Here is an 11,537-nt window from a genome sequence, read left to right as displayed (position 1 = left end):
CGTTTGCGGGCAATGTAGCGGTGACGATTTGATCGGCGCCCCGCATACTGGCGCGCAGTTGGCTATGCTGCTGACAGCATGACGCTGTTCATTTGTGAGGGATGCTCAATGTTTTACGTGCAACGCGATGCGCAAGGCCAGTTGATTCGCGTGGAAGCTGCGGCGTACGCCGAGGCCACGGAAACGCTGCCCGCCGATAACCATGAGATTCAGGCGTGGTACGCCAACGAAGCCGTGGAAAACAGCCTCAAACAGCTCAAGCAGAGCGACTTTGAAATGATTCGGGTACTCGACGACCTGATTCAGGTGCTGACCCAGAAAGGCGTGATCCGCGTCACTGACCTGCCAGCGGCGGCCCAGGCCAAACTGATGGATCGTACCCAGGCACGTGAAGCGCTGGGCGGGTTGAGCCAGTTGATCGATGAGGATGAGGGTGGGTTGATCTGATCCTCCCAGGATCCAAAGCTTACCCTCACCCCAGCCCTCTCCCTGAGGGAGAGGGGGCCGATCGAGGTGTCTTGCGCTATCCATCGACCTGAGCGATCGAGTCGATTTTGGATTCAGTGGAGCTCTTGCACGTCGGCGTATCTCGTAAATATCCCACGGTCAGTCCCCTCTCCCTCTGGGAGAGGGTTAGGGTGAGGGCGCTTATTGGCTCACCCCCAAGGCTTCGGCTCACCGAGCAACTGCCCCTGCACGCCATACAAGCCCATCTCGCGAATCACTGACAACTCCCCTTCAGTCTCGACCCGCTCGGCAATCAGCGGCAGATCGATGCTGTGCGCTGCGCGCTGGATCGCTTCGATGAACAGGCGCTTGTCGCTCTCCTGATCGATCGCCCGAATGTAGCTGCCATCGATCTTCAAGTACGCCAGACCCAACCGCGCCAGGTTGCCGATCATGCTGAAGCGCCCGCCGAAGCGCTGCAGACTCAGCGAGAAACCGAGCTCGCGCAGGCGTCGGGTCAACTGTTCCAGCACGGCCTGTTCAGGCAATTGCTCCTCGCCGATTTCCAGAGTCAGACGCGCGCCGAGATTGGAATGCGCGCGCAGAATCTCGAAGACCTTGTTCAGCGCCTGCGGGTCGGCCAGCGTCGCCGAGGACAGGTTCAGCGCCAGCGAATCCTCGTGCCCCTTCATCTGCTCGAGCACGCGTTCGAGCATCAGCCGGTCAAGCCGCGCGGTCCAGCCGAAGCGCTCCAGCCACGGCAGAAAGCGCCCGGCGGGAATGGTCTGGCCCTGCTCGTCGAGCAGGCGCGACAGGACCTTGTAATGCAGCACCAGTTGCGTGTCCTGCGCGGCGACCACCGGCTGGAAATACAACTCGAAACGCTGCTGACTCAAGGCCTGATCCAGCAGTCGATGCCAAGCGTGATGGTCGTCACCGACCTCCGCCACCAGACTCTGATCGATGCACGCCCAATTCTGCTCGCCTTGGCCTTCGGCCTGCGCGAGTGCCTGATCGCCCAGTGTCAGCACCGCTTGCGGGGAGTCGCCGTGAGCGAAGGGCGCCAGCCCGATCGAAGCCACCGCCGGCACATCGGTCGCGCCAGTGGCATGCAGGCTGCTCAGGGCATTGTCGAGATTCTGCGCCAGTTGCAGCGCTTCCTCACGCACCAGCCCCGGCGCCAGCACGGCGAATTCACCGCCGCGAATGCGCGTTACCAAGTCCTGGGTTTGTGGATATCTGGCGCACTCGCGGGTCAGTTGCTCACCGACAGCCTTGAGCAATTGGTCGGTACGCTGGCCGCCGAGACGCTGGTTGAGCCCGGCCAGATCCTTGACCCGCAACAGCAGCAAATAACCGGAACTGGCCTGCTCCGGGTTGCTCACGCGGTTGTTCAGTTGCATCTCGAAATAACGACGGTTGGCCAGGCCGGTGAGGTTGTCCTGATAGGACTCGGTACGCAGTTTTTCACTGCGCTCGGCCTGCTCCTGAAACAGCGTCTTGAGCTTCTCGACCATCTGATTCATCGCCTGCACCACGCGACGCAATTCAGGCGTGCGCGGCAGATCCGACAGGCTGAGAAACTCGCGGCGGGCAATCGCATGGGACTGCTGAACCATGTAATCGAGCGGCTTCAACTGCCGACGCAGCAACAGCGCGCCGAGCACCGCACTCAATGCACCGCAGATCAGCAACCAGCCAAGGCTGCCCAGTGCGCTCTGCCACAGCTTGGCCACGGCGAACATCGGATGGCTGACGACTTCGACCCGCGCCGCCTGCTCCCAGCCACGACTGACCAGTGCATCGCCACCAGCCGGCTCGAGGCCGATCAGTTTGACGAACCAGTCCGGCACATTGCTCACCGCCGGGGTACCGCTACGCTCGACAATGGTCTGGTCGGTCTTCACGTCGACCACGCGGATGCTCGCGTAATAACCGCTGTCGAAAATCGAACTGACCAACAGCTCGACCATCGCCGGGTCGTCGATATTCGGCGTCAGCGACAACGCCAGCGCCGTCGCCGCGTCCTGTGCGTGGGAGCGCAACTGGTTGACGTACTGGGTGCGCGAGCTCTCCAGGCTGACCATGAAGCTGCCGGTGAAGGCCACGACCAGGAACAGACAGATAGCGATCAACAGCTGTTTGAACAAAGACATCTGAGCGCGTGCTCCTAGTTAGTCGTCTCGACCGGGAAACCTTCGGCCTGCATTTTTTTCAGCACATCCTGCCAGCGTGACAGGCGTTTGGTGTCGCCGACCTTTTTATTGCCCTTGGCGCCTGGCAGATACAAACCTTCGGCATTGAAAGAGTAGACCGGCAGCAAATCGGTTCGCTGCGCCGCCGGCTGGATCGGATCGATCAGGCTGTCGAGCACCAGCGGCATGGCATCGGGGGTCGCATAGTACGTCAACACCATGTGCGCGCGGTTCTGGCGCAGCGCCTTGACGTAGGTGATGCGCAGCTTGTCACTGGAAACGCCGAGATGGCGCAGGCTGAAATACTTGGCGATGGCATAGTCTTCACAGTCGCCGGCGCCCTTCCACAGCGCTTCGATCGGGGTTTCCCAGTAATCCACTTCGCGCCACAGATCGATGTCTTCGACGTAACGCACCTGCTTGTTGAAGAACAGGTTCACCACTTTGAGCTTGTCCATCTCACTGGCCTGCTTCTGCGTCGCCAGCAGATTCTGCCAGGCATCGATGCGCTGCTGCCCGGCGCCCAGTGGCCCATAAAGAGCAGTGGCCTTGCGGCTGATCGCGGAAAAATCCCAATCGGCGTGCAGACCGCCCAGCATGACGCCGGCCAGCAGCAATGCGCAGCCAAGCCAGCGCAAGGTCCGAGGGATCGCGAAACGTACCGCCACTGCAGGTTTCCAGAAGGACAGAAAGGAAGCGTTTGATGGTGAAGCTTAGCCCGGCAAAAAACAATGGCACCGTGAGATCATCGAAGACGCGCTAGACTTGAGATTGCAGCGCTTTGTTTTACAAGGTTTGACAACCTGTAGAGCAATCACTAGTGTCATTTGGATCCAAATATTGCGACCTACAGGGTGTGTTGTCGTGACTCAGAAGCCCAAACCGCTGCACAGCATTAAAGTCGAGGGACCGATTCCTGCGCATCTGGCCCGGTCGGTGATTGAAGAAACCCTGCGCTCGGCCATTCTCGATGGCCGCCTGCCCTGTGGCACTGCGCTGCGCCAGCAGGATCTGGCCGATCTGTTCGGGGTCAGCCGCATGCCGGTGCGCGAAGCCTTGCGTCAGCTCGAAGCGCAAGAGCTGCTCAGCGTCACCACGCACAAAGGCGCCGTAGTCGCACCGCTGATCCAGGGCGATGCCGCTGAAACCTACGAGTTGCGCATTTTGCTCGAATCCGAGGCATTGCGGCAGTCCATTCCGCTGCTGACTGAGGCCGAGCATCAACTCGCCGCCGGCTACATCGAAGAACTGGAAGCGCAGCACGACTACAACGAGATCGGCCGCCTCAACCGTCTGTTCCACATGGCCCTGTACAGCAAGGCGCCCAATCAGCGACTGCTGCGTCTGGTGGAAGACGGTCTGAATGAAGAAGAACGTTTTCTGCGTTTCAATCTGGAAGCCATGGGCCTGGGCAAGCTGTCCCAGGATGACCATCGCGCCATGCTCCAGGCCGTGATCGAGCGGGACATCCCGCGCTCGCTCGAAATGCTGGAGCAGCACCTCAACCGTGGCGTCGAGGTCATCACCCGCTACCTCGCGACTCCCGCCGCACAGAAGCGCCACACCGCACGCTGATATCTCGTACGTCGAATAATCCCCTTACAAATCTTCGCGACCGCTCTGCTGCCGGGTCTGGCAGCGGATCGGCGTGCCCGCTGGCGACCGCCCCGACCCTGCCGACGCGTTTCCGCTGCCCGCCGATGACCAATCGGTAATAGCCCTGACGGCAATTTACCCGCACTCTTCCAGCGCCACCCCTACAGAACGGGGACGCGCCGCCCTGACGGCACAGTCCCCGCAACAGGAACCTACGGAAGGAGCCTTGTCACGGGAAACAGGAAGTCATGGCGCCGGTCCCGGCCAACTTTCGCCCCCTTTGAATTCATAAACTTCCCTTGTTTAAAAAGTTGCTTCGAGTGAGGCATTCACTCTTGTTATCGATTTTGGCCGTTATTAGCCGAAAGGAGTAACTACGCCCAAATAAAACTTGATCCGAAAGTTTTATCGGCCACTCTCATATTCAAAAAACAGCCAACTTAAAATAATTGAAAATAAACTTGTTAAATGCATTTGCCCTGTATTAGTTTTTCTCTCGCCAGGTTTGAACGTCGCCGTTCAGCGCGGCATACCTCACGTAACAACCGCAGCACCCGTGGCGCCGCAACGGCGCCACAGCGCAATCAATATTTGCCCGGCCAACTTGCTATCCAACTTGCTCGACCGCTTACAGCGACTGAAAAGAACCGTGCACTTCAATCAATGATAAAGGACATCATGATGCCCACTAAGCAGCAACTCGCCCTGAAGAAAGCCGAACTGAGTATTCACCCGATCTTTTCCGAGATTACTTCGTTATCGGTATTACGCCGTTTCATGGAAACCCATGTATTTGCCGTATGGGACTTCATGTCGCTGACCAAGCGCCTGCAACAGGAACTGACCTGCACGCGTTTGCCCTGGTTGCCGCCGCGCGATCCCCACGCCGCTCGGTTGATCAACGAGATCGTGCTGGGCGAGGAATCGGACGATCGCCTCGATGCCGGCCACTACAGCCACTTCGAGTTGTACCTGGATGCGATGCGCGAAATCGGCGCGAGCACCTCGGCGGTGGAGCGCTTCGTCGCGTTGCAGCGCGAAGGCGTGAGTTATGACGTCGCATTGCAAAGCGTCGATGTCGACCCGGCGGCCGCGCAGTTTGTCCGCGATACCTTGCGCATTGCTCTGGATGCGCCGGGACACAGCGTCGCTGCGGCGTTCCTGCACGGTCGCGAGAGCGTTATTCCGACGATGTTCCAGCGCATCCTCGATGATTGGGGCATCGGCATCGAACAGGCGCCGACCTTCCGCTACTACCTGCAACGGCATATCGAAGTCGATTCCGAAGATCACGGCCCCGCCGCCGAGCAGTTGCTGGAGCGTCTGGTGGACGGCGATCCGCAGCGCGCAGCCGAGGTTTACGCCAGCGCCATCGCTGCCGTGGAAAGCCGCATCGCCTTGTGGGACGGGCTGCGCTTGAGCATGGGCGCAAAAGTTGCCGAGGTGGCCCAATGAACGCTGCCGACTATCAATCCTTCGCCGAGGCCTGGGAAAGCCGCGCGACCATCCGCACCCGTCCACGGCGGTTGCTCGAAGACGATCAGCGCTTGATCTATCCACTCAGCCGCCAGCCGCTGGTGCTCAGCGAAACCTTCCTGCGTGAATGCCCGCAACAACGTGATTTCGCCCTAGTGCAGACGTTGTACAAATTCATCAATGACGTAGTGATTTTCGAGACCGAAATCGTCGACAAGACCGCCCGCAGCATTGCCAAGAATCGCTTCGCCGTGGCGTTCCCGTTCGCCTGTCGTTACGACGCGATGACCGTGGTGGTCGATGAGGATTACCACGCGCTGGTGGCCATGGATTTCATGCAGCAAACGGTGGCACTGACCGGTATCGAACCGATTCCGTTGCCCGACGAAATCGAATTGAGCCGGGCGATTCCCGCCGCTGTTGCGCTGGCGCCGCAACACCTGCGCAGCGCGGTGGAATTGATCTGCGTGGCGATCGCCGAAAACACCGTGACCGGTGATGTCGCCGCGTTCGCCCGCGACGATTCGGTCAAGCCATCAATCAAGGGCCTGATGGCCGACCACTTGCTCGACGAGGGTCGCCACTCGAGTTTCTGGGCGCGCATGGTGCGCATCTATTGGCACACCGCCAGCGACGCGGACCGCGAAACCATCGCGCAGATTCTGCCGGTGTTCATCGGCCATTACCTGACCAACGACATCCAGAAGTCCTTCGATTTGCGCCTGATCGATGCGCTGCCGGTCAGCGAAACCACGCGCCATTCACTGCGCGAAGAAATTGCCGGATTGGCCTTCCCGATCAATCGCCACCACCCGCTGGTGGGCAACATCGTCAGGTTTTTCCACAACAGCTCGCTGCTCGACACACCGTGCGTGCAGCACGCCCTGCGCGACTATCTGGTTTGAGGAGACCGACATGAAACGTCTCGACATTTTGCTCACCGGCGCCGGCCAGGCCATGACCGACCTGGCCCGGGAGCTCGAACAGCATGGCCATGCTGTGACCCGCAGCGGCGTGGCTCAAACGGCGGTGGATCTGATCATCGACGATGGCTTTATCGCTGCCGGCGACTTCTGCGCCATCCCGCATCTGCACCTGCGCCTGGGTGTCGCCGCGCAAGAGCATGGCGGCCTGCCGACCCTCGACTTGCTGTGCTTCCTCGGCTCGTCGCTGATCAGCCGCGCACCGATCGGCGATGAGCCGTCCGGCAACGGTCAGTCGCTACGCCAACGAGCGCTTGCCCATGTGGTCGACGAAGTGGCGTTGCTGGTCAGCCGCTTTTCCCGCGATGCCGATTATTTGAAGCATGCCCCAGCCCTCAAAGCGCCGGATTTCGAACGCCTGGAAGATCTGCTGTTTCTCGACAAACTGGCATATGTCCACCGTCTCAACGACACGGCAAATCCGGCGCTGCTGGAGCAGGCGCAAATCCCGCTGATCGAGCGCCTGCGACAAAGCCTGATCGAACATGCCGAACGACCGGCGCTGCATGTCGGCGGGAAGACCATCAGCTACGAGCAGCTGCACGCCCACAGCCGCGCGATTCAACAGCGCCTGCTGCCCTTGCTCGAGCAACATCCGCAACCGTGGGTGGTCGCTGTCTGCCAAGGCAAAAGCCCGGCACTGTTCGCCTCGATTCTGGCGATTCTCGGCAGCGGCGCGGTGTACTTGCCGCTGGAGCCGAGCCATCCTTTGCAGCGCCAGCAATACATCCTGGAAAACGCCGGCGCGGTGCTGTTGCTTCACGATGGACAGCAGGCGCTCAGCGAGTCGATAGCGGGGCTGGATGTCAGTGGCATCGAAGCGCCGAACGCCGATCTCGACCGGCCGCTGATGCAGCACCGCCCGGTGCTCGATGCGCCGTGCATGGCGCTCTACACCTCGGGTACCACCGGGCATCCGAAAGGCGTGCTGCTCAGCCAGGCCAATCTCGCCCACTTCACCGCGTGGTACGCCGACTACGTGCAGTTGCACGCCGAGAGTCGGGTGTTGCAGTTCTCATCGCTGAGCTTCGATTCATCGCTGATCGACATCTTCCCCAGCCTGCTCGCAGGGGCAGAACTGGTCGTGCCCGACGACACCCAGCGCCGCGATCCTTTGCAGCTGATTGCGCTGATTCGCCGACGACAACTGACCCACGCCTTCCTGCCGCCGGCGCTGTTGAGCATCCTGCCGCTGGAGCAACTGGAGGGCGTGCAGGTGATGACCGGCGGTGATGTCTGCGAGCCGTACGTCATCGAGCAACTGACCCGCCAAGGCACTCTGCACAACCTGTATGGCCCGACCGAAGCCACCGTGCTGATCACCGCGCGCCAGCTCAAACCGGGCGACAGCAACCGCACGCTGGGAGGGCCAATCGCCAACAGTCGGGTGCTGATTCTCGACGACGATCTGCAACCGGTGCCCGATCAAACCGTCGGTGAGCTGTTCATCGTCGGCCCCGGTGTCTGCCTCGGTTACCTGAACAATCCGCAACAGACCGCCGAGCGTTATCTGACCCTGTCGCTGCCCGGCGGCGAGACCTTGCGCACCTACCGCAGCGGCGACATGGCCCAGTGGGGCGAGCACGGTATCGAGCTGTGCGGGCGGCGCGACAATCAGGTGAAAATCCGTGGCTTTCGCGTCGAGCCGGAAGAGATCGAGCGCTGCCTGCGCGAGAGCCGCTTGTATCGGCAGATTGCCGTGGTCATCGACAGTCAGCGACGCATTCTGGCGTTTATCGCCCAGCCACAAATCGAGACTGCCCGCGACGAATTGAAGGCTCACGCCCGGCAGTTTCTGCCGGACTACATGCAACCGGTAGCGTGGACCGAACTGGCGCAGATGCCGTTCGCCAGTAACGGCAAAGTCGATCGCAAGGCGCTGCTGGCATTGCCGGTGACGGTACAGGACAACGCTGCGAAATGCCTGCCGGCCAATGCTGATGAAGCGCTGCTGTTGGAGATCTGGGCCGAGTTGCTGGAACTGCCGACCAGCGACATTTCCACTGACGAAAGCTTCTTCAATCTCGGCGGTCATTCGATTCTGCTGTCGCGGATGTTGCTGCGCTTGCGTGAGGAATTCGGCCGGAGCATTTCGATCAATCGCTTCATCGAACAGCCGACCATCAGCAAACTGGCGACGCTGGTGCGCGGCAGCGATGACAGCGCCGTGCTCAGCGCTCAGGCCATGGCCGACGCCGAGCGCGAGCTGGATATCGAACCGCTGCCGATCAGCCGCATGGGCGATGTGCACAAGGTCATCGTCACCGGTGCCAACAGTTTTGTCGGCGTGCACATCGTCGAAGCGCTGCTCGGTTGGGGCGCCAGCGAGGTCGCCTGTCTGGTACGTGATAGCGCCGGGCAAACGGCGACGCAACGCTTCGCTCAGGCACTGCGCGAAAACCGTCTGGAGCACCTCGATCTCAGCCGTGTGCGGGTTTACGCAGCTGATATCAGTCGCCCGCAACTGGGCCTGGGCGATGAGGATTATCAGCGCCTGGACCGCGAGTTCGGTGCGCTGGTACACAACGCCGCCAACGTCAACCACGTACTCGATTACGAGTCCCTGGCGGCGGACAACGTCGAGCCGATCTTCGCCCTGCTGAAGCTGTGCGAGGGGCGCAGTAAGAAGGTCTTCAACTTCGTCTCGACCCTGTCGGCATCCAGCACCGTGGATGATGCCGGTCGGGTGCTGGAACTGCCCGCCGCCGCGACGCCGCCGATCTACATTCGCAACGGCTACAACCTGTCGAAGTGGGTCGGCGAACGCATCCTTGAGCGGGCGCGCGAACGGGGTGTACGCGTCAATCTGTATCGCCCCGGCAACATCAGCTTCAACAGCCTCAGCGGCGTTTGCCAGCCTCACAAGAACCGTTTGATGCTGATGCTCAAGGGCTCGATCCAGCTCGGTCAGGTTCCGGCCTTTGCGCTGAATTTCGACCTGATGCCGGTGGACTTTCTCGCCCGCTTCATCGCCTTCCATGCCAGCCGTTATTCAGCTGATCGCGCGGTGTTCAATCTGCACAATCCCGAGCCGCTGAGCTGGGATGCCTACGTCGCGTCGTTCCGCGAAACCGGCAGCGAGTTTGCGCTGGTCAGCGTCGCCGATTGGCAGCAGCAACTGAACCGGGTCGACGCCGACAACGCGCTGTTTGGCGTGCTCGGTTTCTACCTCAACGGCTTTGAAGAAGACATCGGCGACATCTCGCTGATCGGCCACGCCAACGCCGAGGCCGGCGTGCAGCAGATGGGCGCGCACTACCCGCAGAAATCCCCCGCGCTGCTGCGTCGCGGCTGCGACTACCTGAAAGAAATCAACTTCATCTGACTCATCCAAAAGGAGCAACACCATGAGCAATCTGCAACCCGACACCCTGATCAAAAACCCGCAAGGCTGCCACGTTGTGTCGTCGAAGGAAGTGCCGGCGAACGCGGCACAAGTCTGGGCGGTCGTTGGCGATTTCGCTGGCTTCGATCGATTCATTCCGGCGCTGTCACACACCGAAATGACCGGCGAGGGCGTGTCTTCGCTGCGCAAGAAAATCTTCAAGGACGGCAACGTCGTGGTCGAACAACTCAACTCGCGCGATGAACAGGCGCGACGCATGACCTGGACGACGATTTACAACACCCTGGGGGTGGCGAATCTGTGGGCGGCAATGCAGGTGGAATCGCTGAGCGAAGGGAAGTCGCGAGCAATCTGGACGATCATTGCCGAACCGGCTTCCGGTGGGGAAGAGGCGCTGCCGGAATTCAGGGAATTCGTGCAAGGGTTTGCCGATGATGCGATGGGGAATGTCTTGAAGTTGTTTGTTTAAGGCATCGGTTTGGCGGTGATTGAACCGCCGCTTTCGCGAGCAGGCTCGCTCCCACATTTGGAATGCATTTTCCCTGTGGGAGCGAGCCTGCTCGCGAAGAACGATAACGCGGTCTGCGATCTGTGAATCAGATCTTGAAGCTGTCGACCAACTGCTTCAACCGGTTCGCCTGCTGCGACAACGCATCACAATCCTTCAACGTTTCGTTGAGGTTGGCCACGCTCTGCTGGTTCAACAGGTTGATCTGGTTGACGTCGACGTTGAGAGTTTCCACCACCGCAGTCTGCTCTTCAGTCGCAGCGGCCACCGACTGGTTCATACCGTCGATTTCGCCGATACGCTGAGTCACGCTGACCAGACGCAGACCGGCCTGATTCGCCACTTCCACGCTCTGCTCGCTTGACGCCTGGCTGGCGTTCATGGTGCTGACCGCCTCACGCGAGCCGACCTGCAGCGAGGTAATCATCTTGTGGATCTCTTCCGCCGATTCCTGGGTGCGATGCGCAAGGTTGCGCACCTCATCGGCAACCACGGCAAAACCGCGCCCGGCTTCACCGGCACGCGCGGCTTCGATGGCGGCATTGAGCGCCAGCAGGTTGGTCTGCTGCGAGATGCCTTTGATCACATCGAGAATGTGGCCAATGTTGTCGGTGCTGGCGTTCAGGGTTTCGATCTGTGTGCACGACAGGCTGATTTTCTGCGACAGCTCGGTCATCGCCTGAATGGTTTGCTCGACCACCTGACGACCGTCGTCAGCTTGCTCGCTGGCGCCACTGGCGTGCTGCGAAGCATCCGCCGCGTTGCGCGCGATCTCCTGAGTAGCGGCGCCCAGCTGATTGATCGCCGCCGCGACGCTGTTGGTGCGCGCACTTTGCTCGTCGGAACCGACGATCGAAGCGTTGGACGACGCCATCACCCGTTGCGACAAGTCGTGAACGTGACGAGTCGCCGACGACACTTCGGAAATCGATGCGTGAATCCGTTCAACGAACTGGTTAAACGCGCTGCCCAGTTCACCGAACTCG

9 protein-coding genes are annotated in these 11,537 nt (G+C 60.6%); 6 read left to right on the top strand and 3 right to left on the bottom strand.

Annotated features, from left to right (window positions below; all coding sequences use genetic code 11):
• Positions 1 to 108 precede the first annotated feature (108 nt).
• On the top strand, positions 109 to 447 hold the full coding sequence (locus tag NF676_RS01250) for a hypothetical protein (protein WP_016772279.1): 339 nt from the start codon (positions 109 to 111) through the stop codon (positions 445 to 447).
• Between the two features lie 209 nt (positions 448 to 656).
• Here the strand turns inward: NF676_RS01250 and lapD are convergent, their stop codons facing one another.
• Both lapD and lapG read right to left on the bottom strand, forming a co-directional pair.
• Positions 657 to 2,603 carry a cyclic di-GMP receptor LapD gene (gene lapD, locus NF676_RS01245; RefSeq protein WP_252887095.1) on the bottom strand — a complete coding sequence of 649 codons (1,947 nt, stop codon included), beginning with the start codon at positions 2,601 to 2,603 and terminating at the stop codon, positions 657 to 659.
• Between the two features lie 14 nt (positions 2,604 to 2,617).
• Positions 2,618 to 3,310 (bottom strand): cysteine protease LapG, encoded by a 693-nt coding sequence (lapG, locus tag NF676_RS01240; protein ID WP_056786901.1) that lies wholly within the window; start codon positions 3,308 to 3,310, stop codon positions 2,618 to 2,620.
• 196 nt (positions 3,311 to 3,506) lie between these two features.
• On the opposite strand from lapG, the gene NF676_RS01235 reads away from it, so the two are divergent.
• The 5 genes from NF676_RS01235 (at position 3,507) to NF676_RS01215 (ending at position 10,512) form a co-directional block, all read left to right on the top strand.
• Positions 3,507 to 4,217, top strand: a complete 711-nt coding sequence (locus NF676_RS01235) for a GntR family transcriptional regulator (protein WP_056786898.1) — start codon at positions 3,507 to 3,509, stop codon at positions 4,215 to 4,217.
• 699 nt (positions 4,218 to 4,916) lie between these two features.
• Complete coding sequence (locus tag NF676_RS01230; RefSeq protein ID WP_252868570.1) at positions 4,917 to 5,693, top strand: DUF3050 domain-containing protein; 777 nt, start codon at positions 4,917 to 4,919, stop codon at positions 5,691 to 5,693.
• Positions 5,690 to 6,619 carry a diiron oxygenase gene (locus tag NF676_RS01225; RefSeq protein WP_252868569.1) on the top strand — a complete coding sequence of 310 codons (930 nt, stop codon included), beginning with the start codon at positions 5,690 to 5,692 and terminating at the stop codon, positions 6,617 to 6,619. Before NF676_RS01230 ends, NF676_RS01225 begins: the two co-directional genes overlap by 4 nt.
• Positions 6,620 to 6,629: 10 nt before the next feature.
• Positions 6,630 to 10,022 carry a non-ribosomal peptide synthetase gene (locus NF676_RS01220; protein WP_252887094.1) on the top strand — a complete coding sequence of 1,131 codons (3,393 nt, stop codon included), beginning with the start codon at positions 6,630 to 6,632 and terminating at the stop codon, positions 10,020 to 10,022.
• A 22-nt stretch (positions 10,023 to 10,044) separates the two neighbouring features.
• The gene (locus tag NF676_RS01215) at positions 10,045 to 10,512 is read left to right on the top strand and encodes an SRPBCC family protein (RefSeq protein ID WP_252868567.1); all 468 of its coding nucleotides are present in this window, start codon (positions 10,045 to 10,047) and stop codon (positions 10,510 to 10,512) included.
• A gap of 127 nt (positions 10,513 to 10,639) precedes the next feature.
• Here the strand turns inward: NF676_RS01215 and NF676_RS27675 are convergent, their stop codons facing one another.
• Complete coding sequence (locus NF676_RS27675; protein ID WP_370593577.1) at positions 10,640 to 11,425, bottom strand: methyl-accepting chemotaxis protein; 786 nt, start codon at positions 11,423 to 11,425, stop codon at positions 10,640 to 10,642.
• Positions 11,426 to 11,537 lie beyond the last annotated feature (112 nt).

The sequence above is a fragment of the Pseudomonas siliginis genome (assembly GCF_024072275.1).
GTDB classification, from domain to species: domain Bacteria; phylum Pseudomonadota; class Gammaproteobacteria; order Pseudomonadales; family Pseudomonadaceae; genus Aquipseudomonas; species Aquipseudomonas siliginis.
This window is presented reverse-complemented; position numbering and strand designations above follow the sequence as displayed.